This window comes from Chromobacterium sp. CCUG 30098 (assembly GCF_059916605.1).
This window is the reverse complement of the sequence record NZ_JAUCGS010000007.1, coordinates 26,841-39,483: the sequence shown is the minus strand read 5'-3', so window position 1 is coordinate 39,483 and position 12,643 is coordinate 26,841. Positions and strand designations below refer to the sequence as shown.

General features: G+C 64.9%; 15 protein-coding genes. 5 read left to right on the top strand and 10 right to left on the bottom strand.

Features of this window, described 5'->3' with window-relative positions:
• Window positions 1-20 precede the first annotated feature (20 nt).
• The 3 genes from QUG03_RS16125 to QUG03_RS16115 are packed head-to-tail and all read left to right on the top strand — an operon-like array spanning window position 21 to window position 2,627.
• Window positions 21-926, top strand: coding sequence for an NAD(P)/FAD-dependent oxidoreductase (locus QUG03_RS16125; protein ID WP_500820393.1), 906 nt, complete (start codon window positions 21-23; stop codon window positions 924-926).
• 49 nt (window positions 927-975) lie between these two features.
• The gene (locus QUG03_RS16120) at window positions 976-1,890 is read left to right on the top strand and encodes an alpha/beta hydrolase (protein ID WP_158274243.1); all 915 of its coding nucleotides are present in this window, start codon (window positions 976-978) and stop codon (window positions 1,888-1,890) included.
• Window positions 1,887-2,627 carry a thioesterase II family protein gene (locus QUG03_RS16115; protein ID WP_488878390.1) on the top strand — a complete coding sequence of 247 codons (741 nt, stop codon included), beginning with the start codon at window positions 1,887-1,889 and terminating at the stop codon, window positions 2,625-2,627. Before QUG03_RS16120 ends, QUG03_RS16115 begins: the two co-directional genes overlap by 4 nt.
• A gap of 19 nt (window positions 2,628-2,646) precedes the next feature.
• On the opposite strand, the gene QUG03_RS16110 is transcribed toward QUG03_RS16115, so the two are convergent.
• The 5 genes from QUG03_RS16110 to minC form a co-directional block, all read right to left on the bottom strand.
• On the bottom strand, window positions 2,647-3,012 hold the full coding sequence (locus QUG03_RS16110; protein ID WP_081547350.1) for a VOC family protein: 366 nt from the start codon (window positions 3,010-3,012) through the stop codon (window positions 2,647-2,649).
• 86 nt (window positions 3,013-3,098) lie between these two features.
• A complete protein-coding gene (locus tag QUG03_RS16105; RefSeq protein WP_107798540.1) occupies window positions 3,099-4,037 on the bottom strand; it encodes a LysR substrate-binding domain-containing protein in 939 nt (312 codons plus the stop codon).
• 3 nt (window positions 4,038-4,040) lie between these two features.
• On the bottom strand, window positions 4,041-4,298 hold the full coding sequence (gene minE, locus QUG03_RS16100) for a cell division topological specificity factor MinE (protein WP_019104116.1): 258 nt from the start codon (window positions 4,296-4,298) through the stop codon (window positions 4,041-4,043).
• Between the two features lie 3 nt (window positions 4,299-4,301).
• Window positions 4,302-5,114, bottom strand: a complete 813-nt coding sequence (minD, locus tag QUG03_RS16095; protein WP_048409059.1) for a septum site-determining protein MinD — start codon at window positions 5,112-5,114, stop codon at window positions 4,302-4,304.
• 26 nt (window positions 5,115-5,140) lie between these two features.
• The gene (gene minC, locus QUG03_RS16090) at window positions 5,141-5,857 is read right to left on the bottom strand and encodes a septum site-determining protein MinC (protein ID WP_107798541.1); all 717 of its coding nucleotides are present in this window, start codon (window positions 5,855-5,857) and stop codon (window positions 5,141-5,143) included.
• A 382-nt stretch (window positions 5,858-6,239) separates the two neighbouring features.
• On the opposite strand from minC, the gene QUG03_RS16085 reads away from it, so the two are divergent.
• Window positions 6,240-6,806, top strand: a complete 567-nt coding sequence (locus QUG03_RS16085; protein WP_107798542.1) for a phasin family protein — start codon at window positions 6,240-6,242, stop codon at window positions 6,804-6,806.
• A gap of 44 nt (window positions 6,807-6,850) precedes the next feature.
• Here the strand turns inward: QUG03_RS16085 and QUG03_RS16080 are convergent, their stop codons facing one another.
• Complete coding sequence (locus QUG03_RS16080; RefSeq protein WP_500820392.1) at window positions 6,851-7,579, bottom strand: hypothetical protein; 729 nt, start codon at window positions 7,577-7,579, stop codon at window positions 6,851-6,853.
• Between the two features lie 472 nt (window positions 7,580-8,051).
• Window positions 8,052-8,579 (bottom strand): inorganic diphosphatase, encoded by a 528-nt coding sequence (gene ppa, locus QUG03_RS16075; RefSeq protein WP_107798544.1) that lies wholly within the window; start codon window positions 8,577-8,579, stop codon window positions 8,052-8,054.
• Between the two features lie 130 nt (window positions 8,580-8,709).
• Here ppa and coq7 point away from each other — a divergent pair, with 130 nt between their 5' ends.
• A complete protein-coding gene (coq7, locus tag QUG03_RS16070) occupies window positions 8,710-9,330 on the top strand; it encodes a 2-polyprenyl-3-methyl-6-methoxy-1,4-benzoquinone monooxygenase (RefSeq protein ID WP_488906073.1) in 621 nt (206 codons plus the stop codon).
• A 124-nt stretch (window positions 9,331-9,454) separates the two neighbouring features.
• Here the strand turns inward: coq7 and QUG03_RS16065 are convergent, their stop codons facing one another.
• From QUG03_RS16065 to QUG03_RS16055, 3 genes are all read right to left on the bottom strand, one after another.
• The gene (locus tag QUG03_RS16065; RefSeq protein WP_107798546.1) at window positions 9,455-10,489 is read right to left on the bottom strand and encodes a DUF475 domain-containing protein; all 1,035 of its coding nucleotides are present in this window, start codon (window positions 10,487-10,489) and stop codon (window positions 9,455-9,457) included.
• 108 nt (window positions 10,490-10,597) lie between these two features.
• Window positions 10,598-11,794 (bottom strand): DUF1615 domain-containing protein, encoded by a 1,197-nt coding sequence (locus tag QUG03_RS16060; RefSeq protein WP_500820391.1) that lies wholly within the window; start codon window positions 11,792-11,794, stop codon window positions 10,598-10,600.
• A gap of 82 nt (window positions 11,795-11,876) precedes the next feature.
• Window positions 11,877-12,611: a substrate-binding periplasmic protein gene (locus QUG03_RS16055; RefSeq protein WP_158274244.1), complete on the bottom strand. Its 735-nt coding sequence runs from the start codon at window positions 12,609-12,611 to the stop codon at window positions 11,877-11,879.
• Window positions 12,612-12,643 lie beyond the last annotated feature (32 nt).

Sequence of the window (12,643 nt, the reverse complement as noted above, 5' to 3'; positions counted from 1 at the left end):
CCCGATAAGGACATCCCATCATGAATACCGAAACTTCCACGACTGTATTCGACGTCATCGTGATCGGCGGCAGTCACGCCGGACAATCCGCCGCCTTGCAGATCGCGCGCGCGCGCCGCCGCGTGCTGGTGATCGACGCCGGCGCGCGCCGCAATCGCTTCGCCGCCCAATCCCACGGCGTGATCGGCCTGGACGGGCGCTCGCCCGACGCGATCGCCGCGGACGGCAAGGCGCAATTGCTGGCCTATCCCAACGCGCAATGGCGCGCGGACACCGTGGTCCGGGCCGAGAGCGGCGAGGCCGGCTACGCGTTGCGCTGCGCCTCCGGCCAAAGCTACGCGGCGCGCCAGCTGGTGCTGGCCTTCGGCGTGGTGGACGAATTGCCTGAGCTGGAGGGCCTGCGCGAGCGCTGGGGCGAAAGCGTGTTCCACTGCCCTTACTGCCACGGCTACGAACTGAAGCAGGGCCGCATCGGCGTGCTCGGCGGCGGTCCCTTGTCCTATCTGTCGGCGATGCTGATGCCGGAATGGGGCCCGACCGTCTTCCTGAGCGACGGCGGCTTCGAGCCGGACGCGGCGCAGCGCGAGGCGCTGGCGCAGCGGGGTGTCGACATCGTGCGCGAACGGATCGCGCGCATTGTCGAGCGCGCCACCGTCGAGCTGGCCGATGGCCGCCGGCTGGCCTTTGACGGGCTGTTCATGATGAACCGCTTCCGCCTGTCCAGCCCGGTGGCGGAGCAGCTGGGCTGCGTGATCGAGGAGGGGCCGCTGGGGCCTTATGTGCGGACCGACGACGCGATGGAGACATCGGCGCCGGGCGTATTCGCCTGCGGCGACATCACGCAGCGGGGCGGCACCGTGGCGCTGGCCATCGGCAACGGCGCGCTGGCGGGCATCGCCGCGCATCGCAAACTGGTGTTCGGATAAGCCGCGCGCGACGGCAGACTTCTTTCTCTTCATGACTGGAAAGCGATTCATGAGTTGGCAAAACCTATGTTTCTCCTGGCTGTTGCGCAGAACGGCCAAATCCCTGACCCGCAAGCCCGGCCTGACCGCCCAGGAAATGCGCGAGCGCAGCGCGAAATGGGCGCGCGGCGAAATCAAGCCGCCGCGCGGCTGGCGGGTGCGCAAGCTGGACGCGGAGGCGCTGCGCGGCGAGTGGATAGAGCCTGAAGCCTCCGCGCGGCGCGAGGCGAGCGGGCGGGTGATCCTGTATTTGCACGGCGGCGGCTATTGCTTCTGCTCGCCGCTGACGCACCGAGGCGTGGCCGCCGCGCTGGCGCGGGAGGCGGACGCGCGCGCGTTTTCGCTGGCTTACCGGCTGGCGCCGGAACATCCGTTCCCGGCCGCCGTCGACGACGCGCTGGCGGCGTATCGGGGGCTGTTGGACGAGGGCGTGGCGCCTGAGCGCATCGTGGTCGCCGGCGATTCCTCCGGCGGCGGGCTGGCGCTGGCGCTGCTGCTGTCGCTGCGCGACGCGGGCGCGCCGATGCCGGCCGGCGCGGTCTTGTTCTCGCCGTGGACGGATCTGGCGGCGACCGGGGCCTCGCTGGAAGCGAACGACGCGTCCGACGTGATGCTGAGCGCGGTGGCGGTGAGGAATTTCTCGCGCTACTACCTTGGCGACGCCGCCGCCGATCATCCCATCGCCTCGCCGCTCTACGGCGAGTACGCGGGCCTGCCGGACCTGTTCATCCAGGCCAGCGACAGCGAGGTGCTGCTGGACGACGCCGCGCGCGTGGCCAGCAAGGCGAGCGCGGCCGGCGTCGGCGTGGATTTCAAAGTGTGGCGGCGGCTGCCGCACGCCTGGGCCACCCTGACGCCGATGCTGCCGGAAGCGAGGGCGGCGATCAAAGAAGCCGGCGGCTTCATCCGCAAGGTGGCGCCGTGAACCGCGGCTGGGTGGACGCCGCGCCGGCCGGCCAAGCCGCGGCCTTGCGCCTGTTCTGCTTCCCTTACGCCGGCGGCAGCGCGGCGGTGTACCGCGGCTGGGCGGAGCGCTTGCCGGCCGCGGTCGATGTGCTGCCCATGCATCCGCCGGGGCGGGGGCGGCGCTTTCACGATCCGCTGCGCTACCGGCTGGATCAGCAGGCCGAGGAGGCGACGGACGCGATCGCGCCGCTGCTGGACCGGCCTTACGCCCTGTTCGGGCACAGCATGGGGGCGAGCCTGGCTTTCGAGGTGGCCCAGCGGGCGCGGGCGCGCGGCCTGCCGGCGCCCTGCTGCCTGATCGTGTCCGGGCGCGCCGCGCCGCATCTGCCGCCGAGAGAGCGGCCGATACACGGCTTGCCGGACGATGAGTTTCTGGACGAGGTGATGCGCATGAACGGCACGCCGGCGGAAGTGCTGGCCCATCCGGAACTGGTCCAGGTCATCCTGCCGGTGCTGCACGCCGATTTCGAGGCGATAGAGACTTACCGTCCCGCGCCGCGTCCCCCTTTGAGCTGCCGCATCGTCGCCCTGGGCGGCAGCGAAGAAGAGGGCGGCGTCGAGGCGGCCGCTTCCTGGCAGGGCTATGCCACCGGCGGTTTTCGCAGCGAGATCCTGCCCGGCGATCACTTCTTCCTGAACGGGAGGCCGGAAAGCCTGTTCGCGATACTGAAGGAGGAGCTTGGCCGCGCTGTGTGAGGGCCCGGCCCGCGGCGGCTTACAGGTTCTGGCCGACGCGCCACAGCACGCCGGAGGGATCGTGCAGGCAGAAGTCGCGCATGCCCCAGGGCTGGTCCACGAGCGGGCCTATCTTGGCTGGATAGCGCTCGGCGACGCCCTGGGCCAGCCATTGGCGGTGCCAGGCGTCGACATCGTCGACCAGCAAGTGCAAGACCAGGTTTTCCGCCAATTGCGGATGATAGAAGTCCTGCAGCAGGAAGCTGCACTGGCCATGGACGAAATAGCTGACGCCGTGGCTGTCCGACTTTTGCTCGAAGCCCAGATCGGCGTAAAAGCGCTGCGACAGCGCGTAGTCGCGGGCGGGCACGAAGGCTTTGATTTCAATGCTGCGCAATTGAGACACGGGGAAACTCCTTGCGGTGGTGGGGCGGAAAAAAACCGCTGCGGCAGGGCGCGCAGCGGTTGTCTCGTTTGGGGGCGGGAGCCGGCTTATTGCGCCGGCGCTTCGCCTTCCAGCATGGCGACGCCTTCCAGCCCGGAGCGGAAGACCGCCTGTTGCAGGGTGTCTATCGCCTTCTTGCGGAAGAACTGCTTGCGCGTCACCAACAGCACGCGGCGCTGCGGCGCCGGCGTCTTGAACGGCACCACCGACAATAAGGATTCGTCGGTGGGGCCTATCGAGGTGGACGGCATCACGGTGACGCCCATGCCGCTGGCCACCATGTGGCGGATGGTGTTGAGCGAGCTGCCCTGCAGATTGGCGGCCAGTGTGCCGCCGTGGCTCTGCCGGCTGGCCAGATCGCTGCAGGCCTGCAGCACCTGATCGCGGAAGCAATTGCCCTGGGTCAGCAGCAGGACGCTTTCGTCGGCCAGCTGATTGGCGGCGATGGCGCCCAGCTTTTCCCAGGGATGGCCCTTGGGCGTGGCGACGACGAAGGGCTCGTCGTACAGCGGGCTCGCCACGGTGCCGGCCTCGTCGAAGGGGTCGGCCACGATGATGGCGTCCACTTCGCCGCGCTTGAGCATTTCCGAAAGCCGGGAGGTGTAGTTCTCCTCCAGGATCAAGGGCATGTCCGGCGCCAGGATGCGCAAGGCCGGGATCAGCCGCGGCAGCAGATAGGGGCTGATGGTGAAAATCACCCCCAGCTTCAGCGGGCCCACCAATTCGTTCTGATGTTCGCCGGCCAGGCGTTTGACGGTTTCGGCCTCCTCCAGCACGCGTTGCGATTGCTCGATGATGCGTTCGCCGATCTCGGTGACGCTGACTTCCTGGCCGCCGCGCTCAAACAGCGTGACGCCCAGTTCGTCCTCCAGCTTCTTGATGGCGATGGACAGCGTCGGCTGGCTGACGAAGCAGCTTTGCGCGGCGCGGCCGAAGTGGCGCTCCCGCGCCACCGCGACGATATAGCGAAGTTCGGTCAGCGTCATGGCTCAGCGCTGGTGCTCCGGCAGCACGATATTGACTTCCAGCACTTCGAAGTCGTCCTGGCGCTCCACTTGCACCTTGATGTCGTCCAGATTGACCGCGACGTATTTGGAGATCACTTCCATCAATTCGCGCTGCAGCGCCGGCAGATAGTCGGGCGCGCTGCGGCCGTTGCGTTCGTGGGCCAGGATGATTTGCAGGCGTTCTCTGGCAATGGCCGCGGTTTTCTGGCGCTTGCCAAAGATCATTTCGATCAGGGACATGACTTAACCTCCAAAGAGGCGCTTCAGAATGCCCACTTTGGGGGCATCGAGGAAACGCATCGGGCGCTCTTCGCCCAGGAAACGGGCCACCACGTCGGAATAGGCGTCGGCGACGTCCGAGCCTTTCAGGTGGATGGCCGGGGTGCCGGAGTTGGAGGCTTGCAGAACGGTCTGCGACTCCGGAATCACGCCCAGCAGCGGCACGCGCAGAATCTCCTTCACATCGTCCACCGACAGCATTTCGCCCTTGTCGACGCGGCCGGCGGAGTAGCGGGTGATCAGCAGGTGTTCCTTGACCGGCTCGCGGCTTTCTTCCGCGCGCTTGGACTTGGAGGACAGAATGCCCAGGATGCGGTCGGAATCGCGCACCGAGGAGACTTCCGGATTGGTGACGATCAGCGCTTCGTCGGCGAAGTACAGCGCCATCAGCGCGCCTTTTTCAATGCCGGCCGGCGAGTCGCAGACGATGTATTCGAAGCCGGCTTCGGCCAGGTCGTTCAACACCTTCTCCACGCCGTCCAGCGTCAAGGCGTCTTTGTCGCGGGTTTGCGAGGCGGGGATGATGTAGAGGTTGTCGCAGTTCTTGTCCTTGATCAGCGCCTGGTTCAGGCTGGCTTCGCCGTTGACGACATTGATCAGGTCATAGACCACGCGGCGTTCGCAACCCATGATCAGGTCCAGGTTGCGCAAACCGACGTCGAAGTCGATGACGACGGTTTTGTGACCGCGCAACGCCAGGCCGGAGGAGAAGCTGGCACTGGTAGTGGTTTTACCGACGCCACCCTTGCCGGACGTCACAACGATGATTTTTGCCACAGTCGATCCCTTTGAATAATGGCTTGTTACTCGCCGAGCGCGGTCATGACCAGGCGCTCGTTCTCGAGATAGATTTGAGTTGGCTTGCCCAGAATGCTGTCGGGCAAGGCTTGTTCGATAGTTCGATAGACTCCGGCGATGGACACCAGTTCGGCCTCCATGCTGCGGGCGAAAATGCGGGCGCCGGCGTTGCCGCGCGCGCCGGCGAGAGCGCGGCCGCGCAAGGGCGCGTAGATATGGATATTGCCGTCGGCGATCACTTCCGCGCCGGCGCTGACCATGGCCAGCACGATCAGATCGCAGCCCTTGGCGTAGATTTGCTGGCCGGCGCGCACAGGACGGTCGACGATCATGGCGCCGGTGGCCGGAGCCGGTTCCGGCGCGGCGGGCTTGTCGGCGGGTTCCGGCGCGCTTTGCGCCGAGCGCGCCGGCGTGGCGCTGCTGGTGTAGGCCAGGCCGAACTGGCTGGCGACGCCGGCCAGCGCGGTGCTGGGGTGGCGCAGGGCCACCGCGCGGATGCCGCGGCGGCTGAGCATGGGCAGCAGGCGGCCGTAATCCAGCTCGGCCGGGGCGGGCAAGGCTTCCACGTCGAGGACGAAGGCTTCCGCCGGCGCGTCGTGGCCGGTGCCGAAACGCGCGTCCAGCGCCTGGCTCAGTTCGTCCAGGTCGTCGGTGCGCAGCAAGAGCGCCAGCAGATCCAGGCTGGCGGATTTTATGTCGAATGCGTTGGCCGCAGGGCTCATTGTACTTGGCTTCATGTAGATAGATTTATTCTATGGGGCGAGTGTACTGGGTTGCTGACAGGCTTTCAATGGCGTTGCTCGGCTTGGGGCCAAAAGGCCGAAATCGGCCGAGGCGGCGGGCTTGGACGCAGGCAAGTGTTGCAATTGAGGGAATCGTCGCGCGGAGAAGAAAGGAAGCGCGTTTCCGTAATGTCTTTGGAATGTTTGTGTTGCAAAAATTCATGAAAAATAGCGGTTTAGCCGCTTGTGCGTTGCAACATTTTCTTGACTCGAGAGAGTCGACCCGCCAGAATGGCAATTGTTGCGATGCAACATCAAGGGCGCAGGTTAAGTTCGCTGTCGTTGCTGAGCTGTCAATTTTGGATATTTTTTAGGAGTCGTCATGTTTACCACTACTCAAGAATTCTCCGCTCTCGGCCAGTCGCAGTTCGACAAGGCCGTGCGTTTCTCCTCCATCGTGCTGGCCGGCGCCGAGCGTCTGGCCGCGCTGCAACTGGACCTGTCGCGCAAGCTGTTGGCCGACAACGCCCAGGCGATCAAGGCGCTGAGCGAAGCCAAGGATCCCAAAGCCTTCGCCGAAGTGCAGAGCAGCCTGGCTCAGCCGTCCATCGATCAGGCTTTCTCCGTGGCGCGCAATGTCTACGACGCCGCGCTGACCACCCAGAATGAACTGGCCGCTTTTGTCGAAGAGCAGATCGCCGAAGGCAATCAGACCCTGCTGAGCAATCTGGACCGTCTGTCCAAGAACGCGCCGGCCGGCTCCGACGCCGCGGTGTCCGCTCTGAAAAGCCTGGTGAACACCTCCAACGCCGCTTTCGAAAGCGTGTCCAAGACCGCCAAGAAAGTGAGCGCGGAAATCGCCGAAGCCAGCGTGGAAGCCGCCACCAATTCGGCCAAGGCCGCCAGTGCCGCCGTCGCCCGCGGCAAGAAGGCGACCAGCGCCGCCTGATTCCGGCCTTGTCGTGAAAAAAAGCCCGCGTTCTCGCGGGCTTTTTAGTTTTTGGGGCTCAGAGGAGCTTGGGCGGCGAAGTCGTTCCATAATTGCCGCCAGGCCTGCTGGCAGCCGTCCGCCTGCACGATCAGCCCGGCCAGGCTGGCGGCGTAGTGTTCTTGCTCCCGCGGCGGTTCGGCGAAGTCCCGCCGCGCCGTCGGATTGTCCTCGGGCAGCTTGCGTTCCCGCAGATAGCGTTGCGACAGGCGCACCAGCTGTTCCCACAGCCGCCATTGCCCGCGCAGCCCGGTTTCCCAGTCCGGCGCGGTTTGCGTGGCCGGGCTGGGCGGCGTCTGCCGTCTCAGCATGAACAGCAGCGCTTCCCAGACCTGGCGGGTGTAGCGCGCGCTGCCCGTCGGGCCGCAGCGCAGCCAGGCGGCCGGCAGCGGCGCCAGCGCGTCCAGCAAGGCCAAGGCGTCGGCGGTCGGCGCGGGGTCGGCGCCCAGCAACAGCATGAAGCCGAAGTCCGAGCCCAGCGCCTGCCAGGCGCCGTCCAGCTCCAGCAACTGGACCTCGTGCTTGCGGCAGAGCCGCAGGCGGGGAGGCAGCGGAGCTTGATGCAGGGGGTCGATATTGATCCAGCAGCCGGAAGACAGGTAAAAGCCTTGCCAATCGCCAGGCAGCCAGGACGGCGGACCGCTCGCGCCGGCGGACGCGGGCAAACCCCGGCTGGCCAGGCGCTGCTGGAGCCAGTGGAGTTGCGGTGCTGAGCCTTGGGCGATATAGGTCACTATGGTTCCGGTTGGGCTGCCCGACGCCATGGCGACGACAGGCGGCGGGGCATGGGGCCATGTTCGGGGCATTGCGGTCCTGAACGCGGGCGGGCTCCCGGAAGCGGTTCACGATCCGCCGCGCGCCGGCGTACGGTCTTTGAGAACCCCTTCGAAGCGCCTATCTGCCGTATGCGCATTCCGCTTTTCAGCCGCAAGGCCTTGTTTTACTTTAGCCCGCGGGGCCGTCGCAGGTTCTAATGGAACGATACCTGCAATGCGGCGACGGGTAAAAGAATTATTTATGGTATTTAGTAACAATCACTTGCTTTTCTAACTGCGGGCGGCCGCGGTGTCCAAGCCTCAGCGATTGTAGCAAATAATGATGGCATATTGCGTTGCAATATCAGCGTTGGCGAATGTGCGGAGGCAAACGCCGGGCATGAAAAAACCGGCGACGCGCGCCGGTTGTCTTGGGATAAGCGCCGAGCGCTTATTTTTCGAAGTTGGCGATGCCGTCGACCAGTTCGGTCTTGGCGTCGTCCAGCGTGCCCCAGCCTTGCACTTTGACCCACTTGCCTTTTTCCAGGTCTTTGTAGTGTTCGAAGAAGTGCACCATCTGGTTGCGCAGCAGTTCCGGCAGGTCTTCCAGTTTCTGGATGGACTTGTACATCGGGCACAGTTTTTCCACCGGCACGGCCACCAGCTTGGCGTCAACGCCGGACTCGTCTTCCATCTTGATCAGGCCCAGCGCGCGACAGCGCACCACCACGCCCGGAGGCAGCGGGAAGGGGGTCACCACCAGCACGTCAACCGGATCGCCGTCGCCGGCGAGGGTTTGCGGCACGAAACCGTAGTTGGCCGGATACATCATGGAGGTGCCCATGAAGCGGTCAACCACCAGCGCGTTCCAGTCTTTGTCGAATTCGTACTTGATCGGGGCGGCGTTGGCGGAGATTTCGATGACGACGTTGAAGTCGCCCGGCATGTCTTTGCCCGGGCCGATGCTAGCGAGATCCATCAGGGAATCCTTGTTGAGCGTGTTGAACACAATGTTTCGATAAACCGCGCAATTATAGCAGTAGCTGCCGCGTCGCGTATCGGGCGGGTATAATCGCCGGCGATTGAGTGAGCGCGAGAAAGAGCGATTGATGCTGGACAAATGGATCGTCGAGTTCGACAAGGGGCTGCGCACCCTGTTTGCTTCCGCGCAAAGCCTGCGGCCGCATCCTGACGCGGCGCTGGACGAGGCGGAGCTGGCTGCGGAGGAGAAGCGGCACGCTTTGGGCCTGATGCGGGTGAACCATTGCGGCGAGGTGTGCGCCCAGGCTTTATACCAGGGGCAGGCGCTGACGGCGCGCACGCCGCAGGCGCGCGAAGCCTTGTGCCAAGCGGCGCAGGAGGAGGTGGAGCATCTGGCCTGGACCGAGCGGCGCATTCGCGAGCTGGGCGGCCGGCCCAGCGTGTTCAACCCGCTGTGGTACACCGGTTCGCTGGCGATAGGCGTGGCCGCCGGGGTGTTGGGCGATAAGTGGAATCTGGGCTTTCTGGAGGAAACCGAGCAACAGGTGGGCGCGCATCTGGACAGCCATCTGAAGCTGTTGCCGGAGGCGGACGCCAAGAGCCGCGCCATCGTCGAGCAGATGCGCGACGACGAATTGAAGCATGCGGACATGGCCCACGATCTGGGCGCGGCCCCATTGCCGGCTCCGGTCAAGGGGGCGATGAAGCTGTCCGCCAAGCTGATGACGGGAGCCAGTTATCGGCTTTGACGGATAAGAGCGGCTAACAAAAGTCGGTTTCACGGCCGAAGCAAGGCGCGCCGGCGCAAGGAAGTCGCCGCTCTAAACGAACAGGCCTGGATTCCAGGCCTGTTCGCATGGCGGAGCGGGCGTTTCAGTCGCGCCGGCGCTTGCGCCCCGGCAGGCTGGTGACGATGCCCAGACCGATGATGGCGACGCTGATCAGGCCGGTGAGCACTTCGCCCAGCTCTACGTGGAGCGCGGCGGCGAACATGATGGCGACCAGGGCGCCGATGGCCCAGAACGCGGAAGTCTCCAGGTATTTGAACTGGCCGATGATGTTGCGCTCCACCAGCAGAATGGTCATCGAACGCACGAACATCGCGCCTATGCCGAGCCCGGCGGCGATCAGCCAGAAATTATTGGTGATGGCGAAGGCGGCGATCACGCCGTCCATGGAGAAACTGGCGTCCAGCGTTTCCAGATAGACGAAGCCGATCAGGCCGTTCTTGGCCGCGGCGGTCTGAATGTCCATGCCGCCGAACAGCTGCTTGAACACATGTAGCGCCATGAACACCACATAGCCCCAGAAACAGCTGCTGAGAAACTCCATCTTCTGTCCGGCGGGAATGGCGGCGGCCACCAGCGCGATCAACAGGATGGCGATCATCGACTGCGCGTTTTCAACCGAGCCCAATCGGGCCAGCAGCGGCTCGACGGCCGGCAGCCAGTGTTCGTCCTTTTCCTTTTTGACGAAGTATTCCACCACCACCATCAGCAGGAAGGTGGCGCCGAAGCCCATGATCATCAGATGCGAGTCGTGCATGATCTGCTGGTAGCGCAGCGGTTCGCGGGTGGCGATGGAGAAGGCCTCGAGCAAGGGCGTGTCGCCGGCGACGGCGACGATGAGCAGCGGAAACAGGATGCGCATGCCGAACACGGCGACGGCGATGCCCACCGTCATGAAGAGTTTGCGCCACAAGGAGCTCATCGCCTGCAGCACGCTGGCGTTGACGACCGCGTTGTCGAAGGAAACGCTGGTTTCCAGAATCGCCAGCACCAGGGCGGTGACCAGGAAAGAGCTGGCCATGGCGGGGCCGCCCAGCTGGAAGCCGTACCAGCCGGCGGCGGCCAGCACGACGACGCTGAACAGCAGCGAGCCGGTGAAGTAGGAGAGCGTGGTGCGCATGAATGAATTCGCCTTGTTGTGCCGGACGAGCCAGGCCCGCCCGGCGCCGGCGTCGGGAGCGGCGCCGGCGGGTGATGACGTGGGATTATAATCGCGGCGGTTTTGAGGTCAACGCGCGCGGGCCAGGCAGCTCTGATAGCGGCCGTCCACGCGCTTGGCGAACCACTCGGTGGTCAGCTTGCGGGTGATCTTGGGGCTTTTTAGATCGATCTGCGGCAGTTGTTCGCGCGCCGCGGGCTTGCCGAAGCGCTGGTCCGCCAGCGCGTAGGTTTTGCGGTAGAGCTCGCTTTGGCCGAAGGCGGCGCTTTTTTCCAGTTTCAGGTCGCGCAGAATCTCACCCTGGCCCATGCCCAGTTTGCCGCCCTGGCTGATGACCGCGCTCTGGGTGGTGCTGGGGTAGACCTTGCCGTCCTTGTAGCTGAGCAGGTCGCCGTCCAGCGTCAGGTCCTTGCTGCTGAGTTTCTCCATCACGGCTTGGAAAGCCGCGTTGCGGCTGCTGTAGCGGCCGGCGTTGAAGTCGGCGAAGCGGTACAGCATCTGGCTGTAAGGCGCAGGGTATTGCAGCAGGATGGCCGCGCCGAAGTAGACGCCGCCGCGGCGGGTGAACACTTCCTGGCGCACGCTGCCGCTGCGCGGATAGGGATAGGGCCAGACTCTGACGTGGCCTTCGGCGAACTCGACGCTGACCTGCATCGGCCCGCCGGTGCGGATCGGGTTCTTCATGCTCATCGGCAGGCCCAGCTTGCTGGCCTCGCGCGCCATGTCTTCGAACAGATCGTTCATTTCCCTTTCGGTGCGGAGGCTGTCGATGCGCGCCTTATAGCTTTTGCCGTTGGGCGATGTCTTCATCAGCGCGGCTTTGACCACCGGCAGCGGGATCAGATAGCCGTGGGCCCGCTCGGCGATCTTGTCCCAGACGATGGCGGGCAGATTGGGCACGGTGGGATCGGCCTGCCAGCTGGACTCCTGTTCGATCACCGCCGCCAGCGCGCAGAAATTCTCCGCGGTGTAGGGGATCTTCAGGTGGGTGAAGGCAGAGAGCATGTCGTTGCTCCAGCCCTGGCGGTCGCGGATCTTGGCCGGCAGCAGGCGGTTGAGCAACAGGCGCCCGGCCTGCGGATCGTTGTAGGCGGGCCTGAGCGGCGGCGCGCTCACCGGCGGAGGCGAGGGCGGCGTTTCGACCGCCGGCGCAGGGGCCTCCGGCTCGGGGGGGACGGGCGCGACGACGACGGGAGCGGCGACCGGGGCCGGCGGACTGACGGTGGCGCAGGCGCTCAGCAGCGCGGGCAAAAGGGCAAACAGCAAACGGGACGGTTTCACGGTGCGCGGGACGGTGCGGAATCAAACCGTGAAGGTTAGGCTATCTTGCTGTCATCGGCAATCGCGCTCAGAGGTTCTGGTAACGATTCACGATTTGCTTGTAGGCGCCGCTTTTTTGTATCGCGCGCAAGCCCAGGTTGAACTCGTCCTTCAGGGGGGCGCTGCGGAAGGCCATCCGGTACACGGTGGGGGCGAACAGCCGGTGAATGTCCACCGGCGCGGTTTTTTCCTTGAACTGGGTGGCGAGCTTGTGGTTCATCCAGGCAAAGATGTTGCGGTCGGCCACCACCACGTCCACGGAGCCGCGGTACAGCAGCCGGTTTTGATCCACCTGATTGGCGGTTTCCGCGTAGTTGGGATTGCTTCGGGCCATGTCCTTGAAGGCTTCGCCCAGGTATTGCCTGGCCAGGGAAAAGGCCAGCACCCGATAGGCGCCCAACTCCTTGGCTTGGTGCAGCTGGATGCGGCGGCTGCTGAGGGTGATGGCCACATCCTCGTAGCTGATGTAGACGTCGGAATACTCGGCTTGCAATCCGGCCTGCTCGCCCACGGTGGCCACCGCGTCGATGTCCTTGTTCTTCAGCGCCATCGGCAGCCGGGGTTGGGAAAAGAAAACCGGTTCTATCCGGTAGCCGCGCTCTTGCAAGGCGGCGCGCACGATCTCCACTTCAAGCCCGCTCTTGCCGCCCTCCATCACATAGGGCTCCAGCGATTCGCCAAAGGCCACCTTGACGATCTTGGCGGCGTGGGCGTTGGCGGCAAGGGCCAGCAGCAAGCTGCCAAGTAACAGTAATCTCCCCATCGGCTTGCCTTCTCGACTTCCTCGCTTCGGGC

Coding starts and splice junctions, on each gene's coding strand:
- QUG03_RS16065 (WP_107798546.1), bottom strand. CDS start 10,489: ATGCGCACCACGCTCTCCTACTTCACCGGCTCGCTGCTGTTCAGCGTC.
- QUG03_RS16120 (WP_158274243.1), top strand. CDS start 976: ATGAGTTGGCAAAACCTATGTTTCTCCTGGCTGTTGCGCAGAACGGCC.
- QUG03_RS16125 (WP_500820393.1), top strand. CDS start 21: ATGAATACCGAAACTTCCACGACTGTATTCGACGTCATCGTGATCGGC.
- ppa (WP_107798544.1), bottom strand. CDS start 8,579: ATGGATCTCGCTAGCATCGGCCCGGGCAAAGACATGCCGGGCGACTTC.
- minC (WP_107798541.1), bottom strand. CDS start 5,857: ATGAGCCCTGCGGCCAACGCATTCGACATAAAATCCGCCAGCCTGGAT.
- QUG03_RS16105 (WP_107798540.1), bottom strand. CDS start 4,037: ATGACGCTGACCGAACTTCGCTATATCGTCGCGGTGGCGCGGGAGCGC.
- minE (WP_019104116.1), bottom strand. CDS start 4,298: ATGTCCCTGATCGAAATGATCTTTGGCAAGCGCCAGAAAACCGCGGCC.
- QUG03_RS16085 (WP_107798542.1), top strand. CDS start 6,240: ATGTTTACCACTACTCAAGAATTCTCCGCTCTCGGCCAGTCGCAGTTC.
- coq7 (WP_488906073.1), top strand. CDS start 8,710: ATGCTGGACAAATGGATCGTCGAGTTCGACAAGGGGCTGCGCACCCTG.
- QUG03_RS16055 (WP_158274244.1), bottom strand. CDS start 12,611: ATGGGGAGATTACTGTTACTTGGCAGCTTGCTGCTGGCCCTTGCCGCC.